General features: G+C 63.2%; 15 protein-coding genes. 11 read left to right on the forward strand and 4 right to left on the reverse strand.

Annotation, left to right across the window (positions count from 1 at the left end; translation table 11 throughout):
- Nucleotides 1-106: 106 nt before the first annotated feature.
- Together DGI_RS11975 and DGI_RS11980 are read right to left on the reverse strand one after the other, a co-directional pair.
- The gene (locus DGI_RS11975) at nucleotides 107-583 is read right to left on the reverse strand and encodes a chemotaxis protein CheW (RefSeq protein WP_021761338.1); all 477 of its coding nucleotides are present in this window, start codon (nucleotides 581-583) and stop codon (nucleotides 107-109) included.
- Nucleotides 580-2370: a methyl-accepting chemotaxis protein gene (locus tag DGI_RS11980; protein ID WP_021761340.1), complete on the reverse strand. Its 1791-nt coding sequence runs from the start codon at nucleotides 2368-2370 to the stop codon at nucleotides 580-582. The genes DGI_RS11975 and DGI_RS11980 overlap by 4 nt, the downstream gene beginning before the upstream one ends.
- A 654-nt stretch (nucleotides 2371-3024) precedes the next feature.
- Between DGI_RS11980 and DGI_RS11985 the strand changes: the two genes are divergently transcribed.
- Entirely contained in the window at nucleotides 3025-3699 is a 675-nt protein-coding gene (locus tag DGI_RS11985; RefSeq protein ID WP_021761343.1) for a CBS and ACT domain-containing protein, read from the forward strand.
- Nucleotides 3700-3819: 120 nt separating this feature from the next.
- Entirely contained in the window at nucleotides 3820-4407 is a 588-nt protein-coding gene (locus DGI_RS11990) for a DJ-1/PfpI family protein (protein WP_021761344.1), read from the forward strand.
- Between the two features lie 149 nt (nucleotides 4408-4556).
- On the opposite strand, the gene DGI_RS17365 is transcribed toward DGI_RS11990, so the two are convergent.
- On the reverse strand, nucleotides 4557-5612 hold the full coding sequence (locus DGI_RS17365) for an OmpA/MotB family protein (RefSeq protein ID WP_021761346.1): 1056 nt from the start codon (nucleotides 5610-5612) through the stop codon (nucleotides 4557-4559).
- 210 nt (nucleotides 5613-5822) lie between these two features.
- Here DGI_RS17365 and DGI_RS12000 point away from each other — a divergent pair, with 210 nt between their 5' ends.
- From DGI_RS12000 to DGI_RS17370, 3 genes are all read left to right on the forward strand, one after another.
- Entirely contained in the window at nucleotides 5823-6668 is an 846-nt protein-coding gene (locus tag DGI_RS12000) for an MBL fold metallo-hydrolase (protein ID WP_021761347.1), read from the forward strand.
- A gap of 73 nt (nucleotides 6669-6741) precedes the next feature.
- A complete protein-coding gene (locus DGI_RS12005; protein ID WP_021761349.1) occupies nucleotides 6742-7539 on the forward strand; it encodes a hypothetical protein in 798 nt (265 codons plus the stop codon).
- A 115-nt stretch (nucleotides 7540-7654) separates the two neighbouring features.
- Nucleotides 7655-10276: a CHASE4 domain-containing protein gene (locus DGI_RS17370; RefSeq protein ID WP_021761351.1), complete on the forward strand. Its 2622-nt coding sequence runs from the start codon at nucleotides 7655-7657 to the stop codon at nucleotides 10274-10276.
- 131 nt (nucleotides 10277-10407) lie between these two features.
- On the opposite strand, the gene DGI_RS12015 is transcribed toward DGI_RS17370, so the two are convergent.
- Nucleotides 10408-11496: a hypothetical protein gene (locus tag DGI_RS12015; protein WP_021761353.1), complete on the reverse strand. Its 1089-nt coding sequence runs from the start codon at nucleotides 11494-11496 to the stop codon at nucleotides 10408-10410.
- Between the two features lie 148 nt (nucleotides 11497-11644).
- Between DGI_RS12015 and alr the strand changes: the two genes are divergently transcribed.
- The 6 genes from alr (at nucleotide 11645) to DGI_RS12045 (ending at nucleotide 16069) form a co-directional block, all read left to right on the forward strand.
- The gene (gene alr / locus DGI_RS12020) at nucleotides 11645-12754 is read left to right on the forward strand and encodes an alanine racemase (RefSeq protein ID WP_021761355.1); all 1110 of its coding nucleotides are present in this window, start codon (nucleotides 11645-11647) and stop codon (nucleotides 12752-12754) included.
- Between the two features lie 155 nt (nucleotides 12755-12909).
- Complete coding sequence (gene rpsF, locus DGI_RS12025) at nucleotides 12910-13248, forward strand: 30S ribosomal protein S6 (protein WP_021761357.1); 339 nt, start codon at nucleotides 12910-12912, stop codon at nucleotides 13246-13248.
- Nucleotides 13248-13517 (forward strand): 30S ribosomal protein S18, encoded by a 270-nt coding sequence (gene rpsR / locus DGI_RS12030; RefSeq protein ID WP_021761358.1) that lies wholly within the window; start codon nucleotides 13248-13250, stop codon nucleotides 13515-13517. The genes rpsF and rpsR overlap by 1 nt, the downstream gene beginning before the upstream one ends.
- Before the next feature lie 21 nt (nucleotides 13518-13538).
- Nucleotides 13539-14087, forward strand: a complete 549-nt coding sequence (rplI, locus tag DGI_RS12035; protein ID WP_021761360.1) for a 50S ribosomal protein L9 — start codon at nucleotides 13539-13541, stop codon at nucleotides 14085-14087.
- A 42-nt stretch (nucleotides 14088-14129) separates the two neighbouring features.
- Nucleotides 14130-15506, forward strand: a complete 1377-nt coding sequence (gene dnaB, locus DGI_RS12040; RefSeq protein ID WP_051286651.1) for a replicative DNA helicase — start codon at nucleotides 14130-14132, stop codon at nucleotides 15504-15506.
- Nucleotides 15503-16069 (forward strand): hypothetical protein, encoded by a 567-nt coding sequence (locus tag DGI_RS12045; protein WP_021761363.1) that lies wholly within the window; start codon nucleotides 15503-15505, stop codon nucleotides 16067-16069. The genes dnaB and DGI_RS12045 overlap by 4 nt, the downstream gene beginning before the upstream one ends.
- Nucleotides 16070-16138 lie beyond the last annotated feature (69 nt).

The raw sequence follows: 16138 nt of genomic DNA on the forward strand, positions 1-16138 counted from the left end.
TACATTATTTTTCAACTGCGTCCATGCGCCGGACAACAACAACGCGCCCGGCCCGCCAAAATTATTGAGGGCCGGGCGCAACAAATGCTTCCGTCGATACCCGAGCTTAGAACCCGCTGAGTCCCTGCTGCTCATCGCGGGTGAGCAGACGATCCAAATCCAGCAATATCAACAATCTGTCTTCTATCTTGCCCACACCGTCAATGTATTCGGAGTCGATGCCCGACACGATGGCCGGCGGTGGCTCCACGGTGGAGGACGGAATGCGCAGGACCTCGGAGACCTCGTCCACCACAAACCCCACCACGGTGCCCCGCAAGTCCACCACGATGATGCGCGTTTTGCTGTCGTACGGCTTGACCTCCAGGCCAAACTTCTTGCGCAGGCCGACAATGGGAATCACCTTGCCACGCAGGTTGATCACGCCCTCCACAATCATGGGCGCGCGAGGCACCTTGGTGATTTCCATGGTGCGAATGATTTCCTGCACCGAGAGAATGTCTATGCCAAACTCCTCGCTGGCAACCCGGAAGGTCACCAGTTGCAGCAGGCTGTGGTCGGACTTCTGGTGCAAGTCGCTCATGCTGCCTCGCCCTCCGATTTCAGATTGTTAATGAGCTGTTGCAGTTTCTGGGACTGCACGGCCAGTTCCCCCACTGCCTGGGTGCTCTGCCGCATGGCCGCCAACGTTTCCGCACTCACACGATTGATGTCTTCAATGGAGCGGTTGATTTCCTCGCTGGTGGCGCTCTGCTGTTCGGAAGCGGCGGCGATGTTGCGCACCTGATCGGACACGGTGTCGGCCAGGGTCACGATCTGCCTGAGGGCCTCGCCGGCCTGGCGGGCCATGGCGGTGACGCGCTCAATGGCCTGGGCCGAGGCCCCGGCATTGTCCAGATTCTTGCGCGCCCCCTGCTGGATGCCGCTGATGGCCTGCCCCACTTCCTTGGTGGCCTGCATGGTTTTTTCGGCCAGCTTGCGCACCTCATCCGCCACCACGGCAAAGCCGCGGCCGGCATCGCCCGCCCTGGCCGCCTCAATGGCGGCATTGAGCGCCAGGAGATTGGTCTGATCGGCAATATCCGAAATAACATTCAGAATCTGCCCGATGCCCTCGGCCTGGCGGCCAAGGTCGCCCATGTCGGTTTTGAGGGACTGCGCCTGGGCTTCCACCTGACCGATCCCCTTCACCACCTCGCCCACCACGGCGGCGCCGTCTGCTGCCTGCTTGCGGGCAGAGTCTGCGGAATCCGACGCCTGGGAGGCGTTCTTGGCCACTTCCAGCACGGTGGCGTTCATCTCTTCCATGGCTGTGGCGGTCTCGGTCACGCGGTCAGTCTGTATCTCCGCGCCACGGCTGGATTGCTCCACCTGGGCAGACAACTGTTCCGAGGCGGAGGACACCACGGCCACCACATCCTCCAGCTTGTGGGCGGCTTCCAGCAGTCCCTGGGCCCGGGCCTGCACGGCCTGGCGCTGGGCCTCCTCGGCCTGGGCCATGGCCCTGCGGGCATTCTCGCTTTCGTCGGTGGCAATGCGGGACTGCTCCTGCGCCTGCCGCAAGGTTTTCTTGAGGGTCTCCACCATGGCGCGCAAACTCTCGGCCACGCGGCCCACCTCATCCCCCTGGCGCACGGCCAGCTCGGCATCCAAATCGCCCTGGGCCACATTCTCGGCAAAGCGCAACGTCTGCCCCAGGGGCCGGATAATGGACCGGGTGAGCATCAGGCCCAGGCCGAAGGCCAGCAAGGGGGAGAAAATGCCCATGCTGGCCATGAGGGTGATATGGCCGGCAATGTTCGTCTTTGCCCCCAGCTTGTCCTTTTCCGCATTTTCCAGATTCAATTCAATGAGCTGGCTGATCTGCCCGATGAGCACCCGGTTCGCCTCGCCCGTCTCGCCGATCACCTGAGCGGTCGCCGCGTCGTACAAGGCGCGATCCTGGAGGTTCTTCTCCCAGGCAGCGATCATGTCCAGGGTCTTGTCGTTGATATCCCGTGTCTTTTGCAACTGCACCAGGAAGGCCTGCCAGACCCGCTCCTCGTTTTCATAGCGCTCCAGCGACTCAAATTTCTTCATGGCCTGCCCGTAATTTTCCCGGGCCTGCCGCAGCAGGTCGCGCTGGCGGGCACGTTCCTGATCCGAAAGATCTGCGATGAGCAGGGTGCGCACGACGACCGTCAGGTTGCGCATATTGTAGCGCATGCGGGCCAGGGCATCGATGCTGGGCAGATAGACGTCAGCCATCTCCTCGATTTCCTTCTCCGCCGTCCTCAGCCCAATATACCCCTCCACCCCCACCGCCACCGTGAGCACCGCCACGATGACGAACGCGCCGATGAGCCGCATGCCAATCCGAATGTTCTTCATGTAGTCCCCCTCGCAGGGGGCTGCCCTGATGCTGAGCAGCCATTATACGATTCGCCACCGCCGGCAGCACGGGCATACATCTCCCGCGCCCCCCGCCGGCAGTCGCTTGCGCAGGACAGCCACACGTCCTGCCACATGTTCTGGTACGTCATTTGCGCCTGATACCAAAGCTGGGCCGTCTTGTTAAGCGGCTGCAACCATGTTTCATAATGTTGCAGCACTGTAATACATTGACAGACAAGACAAATTGACCTGAAATGAAAGAACATATGCAACGGGCATAAATTTTTGGCAATTATCCGCGCCACCAGCGGAAACCCCCTGACCGAGCAACACATATCGTCACCATAGTGGTACAGGCAACACCTTTGGGAAATCCCGTGAACAACATCGGCAACGGCCTGTCGGCATGCATGCATTCAGTGTTCAGGGGCTGATACACGCCTTGCCTCTCTGTCCTGCAGTGGTGCGCAGCCGGGATTGTCGCTGGTCCGGCCGGGCGCAGGATTGTTCGCCGCGCAGTCGGTGCAGGCGCGCATTTTTTTGTTGCAAGATGTAAGAAAGTTGCGACAATCATCGTACCACGCAGCGCGGTGCAGCCGCCGCGCGCCACACCCAACACGCCACACTGCCCCCAGGCACAAGGAGCCACGTATGCTGATTCGCGACTGGATGACCAAGGACGTCATCACCGTGACCCCGGACACCTCCATGATGCACGCCGCCAAGCTGCTCAAGGAGCACAACATCGGCAGGCTGCCCGTGGTGGATGAGCAGGGACGGATTGTGGGCGTGGTGTCGGACCGGGACATCAAGGCCGCCTCGCCTTCCAAGGCCACCACGCTGGACGTGCACGAGCTGTACTACCTGCTGGACGAGCTGCGCATCAAGGACATCATGACCGCCAAGCCCATCGTCTGCAAACCCACAGACACGGTGGAGCGGTGCGCCATGCTCATGGACGAGAACAACATCGGCGGCCTGCCCGTGGTGGACGAAAACAACCGGCTGGTAGGCGTGATCACCGATACGGATGTCTTCCGCGTGCTCATCGCCATCACCGGGGTGCGCCACGGCGGGGTGCAGCTCGGGCTGCAGCTGTCCACGCAGGATGGCGCGCTCATGCAGGTGCTGGACGACTTGCGCGCAGCCGGGGCGCGCATCATGTCCATCCTTACCGCCCTGGAAACCACCGAAGCCCAGACCCGCGGGGTATTCATTCGCATGCTGCCCATGGATCAGGCCAAGGAGGACGCCATTGTGGAGATGATCCGCGCCAAGCACACCCTGCTGTACTGGGCGCGGGAAGAAGCGCATCCCCAGCGCTGACGCACGGTGCGTCATTTGTGTGACGCCCAACAATCCCCTTGCCCTGGGCAGGAGATTGCGTACCATTAGGAATCATTCTTCGTGCTGCGCCATGGCGCACATGCAATACCGGAGGTTGAAATGGCGGCAAAGCGCATTCTGATGCTTGTTGGCGATTTTGTGGAAGATTACGAAGTGATGGTCCCGTTTCAGATGTTGCTGATGGTGGGCCACGAGGTGCACGCCGTGTGCCCCGGCAAAACAGCCGGCCAGACCGTCAAAACGGCGGTGCATGATTTTGAAGGCGACCAGACCTACACCGAAAAGCCCGGCCATAACTTCCTGCTCAATGCCGACTTTGACGCCGTGGACCCCGCCGCCTACGACGCCCTGGTCATTCCCGGCGGCCGCGCGCCCGAATACATCCGCCTCAATGACCGGGTGCTGGAGATTGTCCGGCACTTCGCCGCAGCGGCCAAGCCCATCGCCGCGGTGTGCCACGGCCAGCAGGTGCTGGTGGCTGCCGGCGTGCTCGGCGGCAAACGCTGCACGGCCTACCCGGCCGTGAAGCCGGACATCCTCATGGCCGGCGGCACCTGGCAGGACTTCAACGCCACCTTCTCCGACGCCGTGGAGGACGGCAACCTGGTGACGGCTCCGGCCTGGCCCGCGCACCCCGAATGGATGCGCAAGTTCCTGGGCCTGCTGGGCTCCACCATCCAGCCGTAGCAGCTTGTTCCTGCCGCTTCGCCTGAATCCGCGCCAGCGCACGTTTTTTTGAAAAGGACTCTCGGGGGAAAACCTTTCTGAAGAAAGGTTTTCCCCCGNTTGCAAAAGGTTTCCCCTCTCACAATGTCCTTTTTCAAAAGTAAAATACTCTACGAGCCCCCCAGCCACTCCTGCGCCTGTTCGGCCTGCAGGATGCGGATGACCACGCGCCGGTTCAACGCCCGTCCCCGGGGAGAGTCGTTGTCGGCCACGGGATCATGATCGGCCCGGCCCAGGGCGTAGAACCGGGCGGGATCCAGCCGGGCCTGGCGGGGAAGGAACCCGGCCACGGCCGCGGCCCGCGCCACGGACAAATCCAGGTTCGAATCAAACAGCCAGCGCATCTTCGGCTGGATGGGCACGGCGTCGGTGTGGCCGATCACCTGGACCACGGCGCCGTCGGGAAGGTCTTTCAGCGCCGCAGCCATCCGGCTCAGCAACACGCGGCCCTGGGGCCTGAGCCGACGGCTGCCTGAGCTGAAGAGCACCTCGCCCAGCACCGTCACCTGCAGCCCGCCGTCCTGCCGGGAAATTTCCACCGTTCGTGCCTCGGCCTGGGCATCTGTCTGGCTTGCCGTCTGGTTCCCGGCCGTAGTGTCAGGCTGGGTATTGAGCTCGGTTTCCAGTTGCTGCTGCAGGGTGGCCAGCTGCTGCTGCGCCAGGGTGCTGGCGCGCTGCAGGGCTTGCAGCCGCTGCGCGGCCTCGGCAGCCTGGCTGTCCAGGGTCGCCTGACAGGCCAACACCGCCTGCTGCAGCTGGGCAGCCCGGGCCAGAGCCTGTTCCAGCTGGCTGGCCTGCTCGGCCTGGGCTTGTTGCAGCTGGCTGGCCTGCTCGGCCTGGGCCGCCTCGGCCGCCTGGAGCTCGCGGGTCAGGGCGTCGTGCTTCTGCCGGAGTGCCCCCAGGGTCTGGCGTTCCTGGTCGCCCTGCTCGCGCAGCTGCCGCAGATCCTGCTCCTGCTGCAGGCGGGCCTGACGCTCCTGCTCCAGGCTGCGGATCAGATCCGCGCTGCGGGATTCAACATCCTGCTGCGAGCGGCCAGCGCTTTGCAGACTGGCCTCGCAGCTTTGCCTGGCCTCGCGTTCGGCCTGCCATTGCAGGCCCAACCAGACGGCTGCCAGAATCCCCACCACCGCCACGCCCATTGCCGCCACAGTCCCGACTCTCATGGCCCACGACCTCCCGGCTTGTGTGGAAAAATGTCGCCCCGTTGTCCCCTGATCCCCCGATGTCCTGATCTCTTCGCGCAGTCCTCCCTGTAATCCGGCTGCGCACACCCCCTGGTCATGCTATCAGCTTGCTGTTACTGTTCTGTCAACTGCTGCTCGCCCGGGGCGAGCGCGAGGACCGTTTTTTGCGTCATGCATTCAGGAGGATTCATGCGCATTCGTTGCTGGGGGGCGCGAGGCTCCATTGCCGTTTCCGGAACGCAATATGTCATGTACGGCGGGGACACCACCTGCCTGGAAGTGCGCACCAGGAGCGGGCATGTCATCGTGGTGGATGCCGGCACGGGCGTGCGCCGGCTGGGCAACGCCCTGCTGGCCGAAGGCGTGCAGGACATGACCATGTTCTTCACCCATGCCCACTGGGATCACATCCTGGGGTTCCCGTTCTTCAAGCCCCTGTATCGGCCGGATACGCGCATCACCCTGTACGGCTGTCCCATGGAGCAGGGCAACATGGAGCTGCTGCTGTCCAAGACCATGGTGCCGCCGCATTTTCCCGTGCCGTATCACGGACTCAATGCGCACATCCAATACACCCCCCAGTGCCTGGCCGAAGGCGCTGCCCTGGTGCATGGCATGGAGGTGCGGCGCATCCCCATCAGCCATCCAAACATGGGCCTGGGGTACAAGTTCACCGAAGCCGGCAAGACCTTGGTATTTTTGACGGACAATGAGCTGCATTATCCCCACCGCGGCGGCCGGCCATACGAGGAGTATGTGGCCTTTTGCGCCGGGGCGGATCTGCTGCTGCACGACGCCGAATACACAGATCGCGAATACGCCCACACCAGGGGCTGGGGACACTCCACCATGCGCCACGCCCTGCAGCTGGCCCTGGACGCCCGGGTGCGCCAGTTCGGCATGATCCACCACAATCAGGACCGCCCGGACGACGATCTGCAACTCTGCGAGGCCGCCCTGCGCCAGACCGTGGCCGAGCTGGCCGCCCCGCTGCAGCTCTTTGCCGTGACCCAGGACATGGAAATCCTGCTGTAGGCATGGGTTGTGCATGAATCTTTTCCGTCAGAAATCTCCGTCCACCGCCGCCCGTCCTCCGAGGGAGAGCGCCATGCCCCTGCGCCGTTTTCGTCGTGCCGTCCTGTGTCTCCTCGCTGTGGTCCTCACGCCGCTGTGCATGGCCGATCTGGCGCGGGCTGAGGAAATCATCGTCTCCCACACCTACCTGATGGGCGACAGCGAAACCAAAAACCAGGCCCGGGCTGCCTGCCTGGCCGAGGCCAAGCGGGCCATTCTGGAACGCGCAGGCACGTACTCCCGCGTGGTGTCGGAAATGCGGGATTTCGAGATCACCAAGGATGTGGTGCAGAGCTTTGCCGGGGCCATCGTCAAGGCCACGGTACTCAAGGAGGAAGTGGCCATGGTGGGCCAGAGCATGGCCCTCACGTGCACCGTGGCCGGCGAGGTGGACATGGCCTCCCTGGAGGCCCAGGCCCGGCGGATGATGGAGGCGAAGACGCCGGCGGCCTCTTCGGGGACTGGCGGGAGCTCCGGATCCGGCGGCGGCGTGGCCGGGATTCCCAAGTCCCTGCCCAACCAGCCGGACGCCGAGCTGTTGCGGGAAAAGATGGGGCTGCGAAATGACATGCTCGCCGAACAGCGCGATGCCACCTTTCTGGCCGCCAATCTGGTGGAAAAAGGCATGACCTTTGACCAGGTGGCTCGGCTGGCCGGCGACCCCACCGCCCAGGTGGACGGGCCGCGCTTCCAATGCCTGAGCTACGGCCGCACCTGGGTGGTGTTTGAGCACGGCCGCGTGGCCTGCGTGCGCCGGGCCCTGAGCTGGTCCGCCCGGCAGCAGACGGAATGCCATTGCGACGGGTTTGCCGGGGATCTTCACCTACGGTAATGTTCCTGGGGAATAAATCCCGTCAGGGACGATAATTTGACAACCCCGTGCATTGATAGCCTCGATGTTTTCTGGCATTGCAGGGGAAAGATCTCCATCCTCCACCCCATTGGCCATGACAATACGCCTGCAAAGCATCCTGTCCATTGCCCTGGCCACCGTCGTCATGCTGGCCGGGACGATCATCGCCCTGCACTTCCTGCTGCTGCAACGCTTCGAGGAATTGGAGCACGATCAGGCCCAGCAGGACGCCACACGGGTGGAGCTGACCCTGGCCCAAAGCATCCAGGCCCTGCATTCCCTGAACAACGACTGGGCCAACTGGAACGCCACGTGCGACTTTGTGCAGACCGAAGACGAAGCGGTCCGGCACGAATACATTGCCCAGAATCTCCAGGACCCCACCCTGGCCACCAACGCCATGCATGCCGTGGCGTATCTGGATGCCAACGGCGGGATGATCTGGTCCGGCGGCTGGCATCCGGATCTGGAAAGCGCCACCGCCCTGCCCCAGGGCGTGGTGGATCTGCTGACCACTCGCGAGCTGCTGCGGACCCCGCCCGAAGCCGGCGCGTACGGCCTGGTGCTGCTGCCGGAAGGCCCCATGCTCATCAGCTCCCGGCCGGTGCGCTCCAGCGAATACACAGGGCCGGTGTGTGGCACCCTCATCATGGGCCGGCGCCTGGACGGCGAAGTGCTCAAGAGCCTGCGCCAGCAGACGCAAACACAGCTCTCCATCCACAACGGCACCGCCCACGAAGGCGCCGATACCACGCAAATCCGCGTGGCGCCGGAGCAGGACCAGCTGCGCATCGACGTGCCGGTGCAGGACATTTTTGGCAATCCGGCCATTATCCTTGAATTTTTCAAGCCGCGCACGGTGATGCAGAAAGGGCGCGAGGCCATTCTGTATGCCGCCCTGGCCGTGACCTTCAGCGTGGTTGCCCTGGCGCTGATGATCCAACGGCTGCTGGAAACGCGCATCATGTCCCGCATTCGCTCCCTGGGGCAGCAGGCCGAGCGGCTGGCGGTCTCCGGCATGCCCGGGCAGCAGGTGTACCTGGCCGGGGACGACGAGATCGCCGGTCTGGCCGGTTCCATCAACACCATGCTCCATGCCCTTGAGGAGTCCCGACGCCAACAGCTGCGCCAGCTGGAATCCCTCAAGGAGCAGGAAGTATTCCTGGCCACGGTGCTCGACTCCCTGCAGGCAGGTATCCTCCAGCTGGACCCGCAAACCCACCTCATCCTGGACGCCAACGCCTTTGCCGAAAAGGTCCTGGGCCGCTCCCGCGAAGAACTCCGGGGCCGGCTCTGCCACGGCTTCCTCTGCCCCGCCGAGCTGGGCAGCTGCCCGGTGACAGACCTGGGTCAGACCGAGGATCTCTCCGTGCGTCACCTCATTGATGCCACGGGCAAGCGCATCCCCGTGCTCAAAAGCGCCACCCTGCTGGAGCGGCACGGGCAGACCATCCTGCTGGAATCCTTCGTGGACATCACCGAACTCCAGGCCGCCCAGGAACAGCTGCGCATTTCCGAAGAAACCTACCGCACCATCTTCACCAGCACCGGTGCAGCCCTGGTCATGCTGGACGACACCGGCAAGGTGGCCCTGGCCAATGAGGAATTTGCCCGCATGGCCGGGGTTTCCCGTGAACTGCTGGAACAAACCAGACCGCATTGGACCCGCTTTTTCTCCAGCGAGGCCCAGCCCGGCATGCAGACCATGCTGGAGCGCGCCCACGAGCGCATCGCCAACCTGGAATGCGATTTTCTGCGCCACGACGGCAGCACCCGCCATGTGTCCTTCACGGTGGCGGACCTGCCCCAGCTCGGCTGGCACATCATCTCCCTGCTGGACGTGACCGGCCGACGGCAAACCGAAGCCGCCCTGCGCGCCGCCCACGACACGCTGGAAGCCACTGTGGCCGAGCGCACCCGCGAACTGGAGCAGGCCGTGCGCCGGCTCAAGCAGATGGACGCCATCAAAAGCTCCTTCCTTTCCTCCGCCTCCCATGAACTCCGCACGCCCCTCACGTCCATCATGGGATTCGCCAAACTCATGGAACGCACATTCAGGCGTGTCTTCCTGCCGCTGGCCACCACCCCCCTGCAGCAGGAACGGGCGGCGGAGCACATGCGCAACCTCAAGATCATGCAGCAGGAAGGCGAACGCCTGACCCGGCTGGTAAACGACCTGCTGGACCTGAATGCCATTGAGTCCGGCTCCATGGACTGGCAGGAAGAGCCCGTGCACATGGCCGGCCTGCTGCAGCGGGTGGCCACGGCCTGCGAGGCCACCCTCAAGCCCGAGGTGGCCATGCGCGTGCTGCTGCCGGCCAAGCTGCCCACCCTCAAGGCCGATCCCGAACGCCTGCGCCAGCTGTTCACCAACCTGCTCTCCAATGCCGCCAAATTCACGGACCAGGGCGCCATCACCCTCTCCGCCGCAGTCGCCGAAGACAGACGCACCCTGCAGGTGACCGTGGCAGACACGGGCCAGGGTATTGCACCGGACATCCTCGAACATATTTTTGAACGATTCTACCAAAGCGCCCCGGGCCTCAGCGATGCGGAAGGCCTGCGGGACAAACCCCGCGGCGCCGGCCTGGGCCTGGCCATCTGCCGCGAAATCGTGGAGCACTACGGCGGCGCCATTCACGTCCAGTCCACCCTGGGCCAGGGCAGCCGGTTTGTGGTCTCCCTGCCCATGACCATGGAAACCGGAGAAATCTAGGGCAAGTTATCTTTGAAAGGAATTCTCGGGGGACAACCTTTCTGAAGAAAGGTTCNACCCCCTTTCCAAAGACTTCTATTGTGATTCAAGGTCACTATTAAAGTTTTGGAAGGGGATACACCCGTCGTCGTTCACTGCTTTTCCGTGGCCCGGGTCAGGGCCGTCACATTGCTTTTGGTGAAGAAGCCGTCGAAGCCGTCGTAGCGCTGGATGTACTCGTTCACCAGAAACGTGTGTTTTGACGGCCAGGTAAACGTCTGCCTGAGGCCTTCTTCCCGGGATCCCACCAGCTCCACCATGTATTCCAGGCCGTCCTTGCCCAGCATTTCGTAGGTGTGCTCGATGTTTTCGGTACGAAACGCCAGGTGGTGCACCCGTTTGCCATAGTTGTGGATGAATTTTTCCGTGGGGCCGGAAGTCTCCAGGCTCTCGAACGGCTTGATGCCGGAGGTGAACACCTGGGCATAGTCGTCCATGGTCAGACGGGCCACGTTGGTGATGCTGTTGAAGCTCTCCACATAGACGGCAAAGGCGAAATTGTAGCCGGTGCGTTCCAGGAACTCGATGATGGCGTCGTCGCGCTCCTCGGCCTTCACGCGGGTGGCCGTGTGGTCCAGCTCAAAAATGTTGCGCAGCCAGGGGTGCTCCGGCTTGGTGAATGCAAGATCCAGCGCGCGGCACTGCGGCGTGCGCCACTGGCCTTCCGCCTCGTGCCACTGGATGAAGCCCAGGGAATTACCGGTGAAGGCAGAAGGTGTCGTCTGGATGAAAGAATACGACGGAGTGCGGATGATGTCCGGCGTCAGAAACGCCACGCCCCGCGTCTTCTGGATGGCCACATAGCGCTCCAGATCCATGCATTTGTACACAAAAGTTTCCAGCCGGGTGTTGGGCAGGTGGCTGGTTTTGGGATGCAGGTTCAGGGATCCAAAGGGATTTTCCCCAGCCGTGCGGACCCGGACCAGAAAATCCACATTGCCCTCCTGACCCAGCAGGCAGGTCTGGAAGGCGTCGTCCGCAAAGGCGTCTCTGAACTCCAGCCCCGTCACCTGCAGGAGTTCCTCGACGGCCGGCGCCAGACGATCCGGCTCCACAACAATAAGCACGCCCTCCAGGCCGCCCACCAGACCATCCAATCCGGCCTTGCGCCTGGCATCCAGGGTCCGTTCCACGCGGGCGAGCAGTGCCGAATCATCATTTTTGAATGATTTCAAATCCATATATCACTTCCTTTCCAAGGTGGATGTCCGTATGGCAGCTCTATCAACATCCGGCACATTGTGGAAGCCCTGAAAAACAACGCCCTGACCCTTGCCAGCACGCGATTGCCCGCGTACAACGCCCTCCCAAGAACGTGCGAGGTTTTGGATGGCGCTGGATTACAATCTGCTTGATGTGCGTGTGGACCTGAAGGCCGTGCGGGCCAACTTCAAATTGTTGCAAGGCCATTGCCGCGGCTGCATGGTGGTGGTCAAAGCGGATGGCTACGGGCACGGCCTGTTGGAGGTGGCCCGGGGCCTCTCCCTGGACGGTGCGCGAATGTTCGCCGTGGGCGCAGTGTCCGAAGGGGTGCGCCTGCGCGAAGCCGGGCTGCCCGGCCGCATTCTCAGTCTGCTTGGGCCGCAGGACATGCGCGAGGCCAAGGCCGTGGCGGGTCAGAATCTCCTGCCGCTGATCTATCGCCTGGATCAGCTCCAGATGCTGGCCGAAGCCACCGCCGGCCGGCCGCAACAAATTGCCCTGAAGCTGGATACCGGCATGCGCCGCCTGGGCTTCACGCCCGAGGATCTCCCGGCCCTGCTGGACCAGCTGCAGAAAGCAAAAAATCTTGAACCCGTGCTGGCCATGAGCCACCTGGCCACCGCCGACGATCCCAATCAGGCCGAGTTTGTGCAGGAACAGGCTGCCCGGTTTCAGCAGTGCCGCGCCCAGTTCGAGCGCCGCGGCCTGAACCTGGAATACTCCATGGTCAACTCGGCCGGCCTGCTGGGATATCCCGAGCTGCACTTCGACATCCAGCGGCCCGGCATCTCCCTGTACGGCGTCAATCCTTTCCACGGCACTGCCTGGGAGGCCAAGGGCACGGGCCTGCAGCCCACCATGACCGCCAACGCCCCGGTGCTGCAGGTGCATACGCTGAAGAAGGGCGAATCCATCAGCTATGGCCGCACCTTCACCGCCGAGGAAGACCTCACCGTGGCCATCGTAGCCATGGGATATGCCGACTGCATCTCCCGCAGCCTGTCCAACAAGAGCTACGTGTGCCTGCACGGCCAGCGCGCGCGCATCCTGGGCCGGGTGTGCATGCAACTGACCGCCGTGGACGTGACGCACATCCCCCAGACCGTGGCCAGCGATACAGCCTGGATCCTTGGCGGCCCCGGCCCCGGCGCCATTACCGCCAACGATCTGGCCGGCTGGTGGGACACCATCCCGTACGAAGTGTTCTGCCTGCTGGGGCTGAACCGGCGCGTGTGACGGTTGACGCCAGAGCCACCACGGCCTTGACGTCCTCCCCCCGCTCGGCTATACATCCCCGTTCCACCTTGCTCGCGGGATGGTCCCGCGGGCCTTGTGCGGAAAAGCGGCTGTACAGCGCCGCCATTCCGACTGCATGACCACAAGGAGCAATCATGCGCAAATACGAGAATCTGTTGCTGTTCTCGCCGGAATTGGGGACGGACGAACTCGCCCCCATCGTCGAGAACCTCAAGGCTGTCCTGGAACGCGAGGGCGGCACCATCGCCACCATTGACGACTGGGGCATGAAAGAACTTGCCTACCCTGTGCGCAAGTTTTTCCGCGGCCATTACGTGCGGCTGGAGTTCAATGCCCCTGCCTCGGCCATTGCCGAGCTGGAGCGCATCATCCGCATCACCGACGGCATCATGAAGTTCGTCACCGTCAAATTGGATGAACACGAGGAGGCCGCCCCCGCCGCGGCCGCCGCTTCCGAGGAGGCGAGCGAGTAATGGCTTTCAAGAAAAAGTTCACCCCCCGCAAGAAGTTCTGCCGGTTCTGCGCCAATCCCGACCTGCCTCTGGATTACAAGCGCCCGGATATTCTGAATGATTTCGTGACCGAACGCGGCAAGATCATTGCCCGCCGCATCACTGGCACCTGCGCCAAGCACCAGCGCCGCCTGACCACGGAAATCAAACGTTCCCGCCAGATGGCCCTGATGTTTTACACCGCGGTGCATGCCACCTACGTGCAAAAGCGCACCAAGGCTGCGGGTTAAGGAGGTCTTTTCATGGCGACCATGCAAATCATCCTGCGTGCCGATGTGGACACTCTCGGCCGCCTGGGCGAGATCATCACCGTCAAGGCCGGCTACGGCCGCAACTTCCTCATCCCCCAGGGCCTGGCCATGCTGGCCACGGAATCCAACAAGCGCGTGTTCGCGAACGAGCGCAAGAAGCTCCAGGCCCAGCGCGACCACCTGAAGGCCGCCGCCGACACCCTGGCTGCGAAGATCAACGCCGCCGTGGTGGCCGTGGAAGTGCGTGTGGGTGAAGGCGACCGTCTGTACGGCTCCGTCACCTCCGCAGACATCTGCGCCGCCCTGGCCAAGATCATCGGCGAGGAAGTGGATCGCAAGCTCCTCCTGCTGGACGCGCCCATCAAGGCCCTGGGCAAGTACGAAGTGGCCTTCAAGCTGCATCCGGACGTCACCGCCACCTGCGTGGTGAAGGTGTACCGTCAGGGCGGTAGCGCAGCCGATCTGGATGTGGCCGAAGAAGCCGCTCCGGAAGCTGAAGCTCCTGCCGAAGCCGCCCCCGAAGTCGCACCCGAAGCTGCTGTCGAGTAGCCCTTGGCCACACCGGCGGCCAAAGCCGCGGGAATCGTCCCCATGGACGTCCTTCCTGGCGATGTTCGCAAGCACCCCCCCCACAACCTCGAAGCCGAGCAATCGGTGCTGGGGGGGGTGCTCATCAAAGCTGTCACCCTCTCGTCCATTGCGGAAGTCGTTTCCGCAGACGATTTTTACTACCCCCAGCATCGCTTCATTTACCAGGCCTGCCTGGAACTTTCCGGCCGCAATCTGCCTGTGGACATGGTGTCCGTGGCCGAGCACCTGCGGCGGGAAAAAAAGCTGGACGACGCCGGCGGCCCCACCTATCTGGCCGAGCTCTCCGAAAGCGTCATCGGCGCGGCCAACGCCTACTATCACGCCACCATCATTCGGGACAAATCCCTGCAGCGCCAGCTCATCGAGGCTGGCAGCAAGATTGTGTCCGAGAGCTTCGAGCCGCGTCCAGAAATCAACGAACTGCTTGAATTTGCCGAAAAAACCGTCTTCGACATCTCCCAGCGTCAGGTGGGGTCATCCATCACCCCGGCCAACGATCTGGTGCGCCTGGTCTTCGACGAACTCACGGCCCGCTTTGAGAACAAACAGGCCGTCACCGGCGTGCCCACGGGCTACCACAAGCTCAACGAGCTCACCGCCGGGTTGCAGCCGACAGACCTGATCATCATCGCCGGCCGGCCAGCCATGGGCAAAACGGCGTTCGCACTCAATGTCTGCATGCGCGCAGCCATCCAGGGCGGCACGTCCACGGTGGTCTTTTCCCTGGAAATGGGCAAGGAACAGCTCATGCAGCGCATGCTCTGCGCCTGGGGCAAGGTGGATCTCTCCAAGATGCGGCGCGGCAACATCAACGACGAAGACTGGACCAAGCTGCACGCCGCGGCAGACCACTTCTCCCGGGCCAACCTGTTCATCGATGACACGCCGGCTTTGAGCGTCACCGAGCTGCGCGGCCGCTGCCGCCGGCTCAAGCGCGAAAAAAACCTCGGCCTGGTGGTGGTGGATTACCTGCAGCTCATGCGCGCCAGCCGCCGCATTGACAGCCGCGAGCAGGAAATTTCGGAAATCTCCCGCAGCCTGAAGGCCCTGGCCAAGGAGCTGCACCTGCCTGTGGTGGCCCTCTCCCAGCTCAACCGCAAACTGGAAGAACGCGGTGACAAACGCCCCCAGCTCTCGGACCTGCGCGAATCCGGCGCCATTGAGCAAGATGCGGACGTCATCATGTTCCTCTATCGCGACGAAGTGTACAACAAGCGCGAGGACAACCCCAAGCGGGGCGTGGCGGAAGTCATCATCGGCAAGCAGCGCAACGGCCCCCTGGGCGTGGTGGAGCTGGCCTATGTGGGCGCGTACACGGCCTTTGAAGAACTGGAAGACCGCTATTCGGGCTATGAGCCCCAGGGAGCCGCATCATGAGCCAGCCTTCCTTTCTCCCTCCCGCGTCTGCCGTCCCGGCCGCCTGCCTTGGCCTGCTCCTGGCGTCCTTGCTGCTGGCATTGACCGGCGAGGCCCGGGCCCAGCTCGTCATCCTGGATCTGCCCCGCCAGCCCCACGCCCGGCAGGCCGTGGCCGACTTCGAACGCACCGCCCTGGCCATGCGCAACGCCACGGACGCCGCCTTTCTTGACGTCAAACACGCCATGGACCACATTGAAGACTCGGAAAACGCCACCGAGGCCGTGCAGGATGCCATCTCCGTCTTCTATTTCACCGTCAGTTCCACCGCCCTCAATGCCACCCAGGCCCTGCCTATCCCCGAGGGCTTGAATGAGGAAGTGACCTCCCTGCTGTACCAGGCCCGCCAATCCTTGCAGCAATCCCTGCAGGACCGCCTGGCCCTGGCTGCCGCCCTGGCGGCCGGCACGGAACAGGTGGACGGCGCCCACGAACTGGCCCAGCGCTATGCCGTGCAGACCGGCTCCCGCGACTTCTACCTGAATCTGCTGCTCCAGGAAGCCCGCGAGGCAGCCATGCCGTAACGGCTCGCGTTTTTGGGGCACACGCGGCAGAGGGCATCGCCGCACGGCAGCACAACGCATCTTTTCTCT

Origin of the sequence: Megalodesulfovibrio gigas DSM 1382 = ATCC 19364 (assembly GCF_000468495.1) — a bacterium.
GTDB lineage: Bacteria > Desulfobacterota > Desulfovibrionia > Desulfovibrionales > Desulfovibrionaceae > Megalodesulfovibrio > Megalodesulfovibrio gigas.

Bases quoted from the DNA above. Each gene is read 5' to 3' on its own strand.
- alr (WP_021761355.1), top strand. From the start codon at position 11,645: ATGGCGCTGGATTACAATCTGCTTGATGTGCGTGTGGACCTGAAGGCC.
- DGI_RS11990 (WP_021761344.1), top strand. From the start codon at position 3,820: ATGGCGGCAAAGCGCATTCTGATGCTTGTTGGCGATTTTGTGGAAGAT.
- DGI_RS17365 (WP_021761346.1), bottom strand. From the start codon at position 5,612: ATGAGAGTCGGGACTGTGGCGGCAATGGGCGTGGCGGTGGTGGGGATT.
- DGI_RS12000 (WP_021761347.1), top strand. From the start codon at position 5,823: ATGCGCATTCGTTGCTGGGGGGCGCGAGGCTCCATTGCCGTTTCCGGA.
- DGI_RS12045 (WP_021761363.1), top strand. From the start codon at position 15,503: ATGAGCCAGCCTTCCTTTCTCCCTCCCGCGTCTGCCGTCCCGGCCGCC.
- rpsF (WP_021761357.1), top strand. From the start codon at position 12,910: ATGCGCAAATACGAGAATCTGTTGCTGTTCTCGCCGGAATTGGGGACG.
- rpsR (WP_021761358.1), top strand. From the start codon at position 13,248: ATGGCTTTCAAGAAAAAGTTCACCCCCCGCAAGAAGTTCTGCCGGTTC.
- DGI_RS11975 (WP_021761338.1), bottom strand. From the start codon at position 583: ATGAGCGACTTGCACCAGAAGTCCGACCACAGCCTGCTGCAACTGGTG.
- DGI_RS12015 (WP_021761353.1), bottom strand. From the start codon at position 11,496: ATGGATTTGAAATCATTCAAAAATGATGATTCGGCACTGCTCGCCCGC.
- DGI_RS11985 (WP_021761343.1), top strand. From the start codon at position 3,025: ATGCTGATTCGCGACTGGATGACCAAGGACGTCATCACCGTGACCCCG.
- DGI_RS12005 (WP_021761349.1), top strand. From the start codon at position 6,742: ATGCCCCTGCGCCGTTTTCGTCGTGCCGTCCTGTGTCTCCTCGCTGTG.
- DGI_RS11980 (WP_021761340.1), bottom strand. From the start codon at position 2,370: ATGAAGAACATTCGGATTGGCATGCGGCTCATCGGCGCGTTCGTCATC.
- rplI (WP_021761360.1), top strand. From the start codon at position 13,539: ATGCAAATCATCCTGCGTGCCGATGTGGACACTCTCGGCCGCCTGGGC.
- DGI_RS17370 (WP_021761351.1), top strand. From the start codon at position 7,655: ATGACAATACGCCTGCAAAGCATCCTGTCCATTGCCCTGGCCACCGTC.
- dnaB (WP_051286651.1), top strand. From the start codon at position 14,130: ATGGACGTCCTTCCTGGCGATGTTCGCAAGCACCCCCCCCACAACCTC.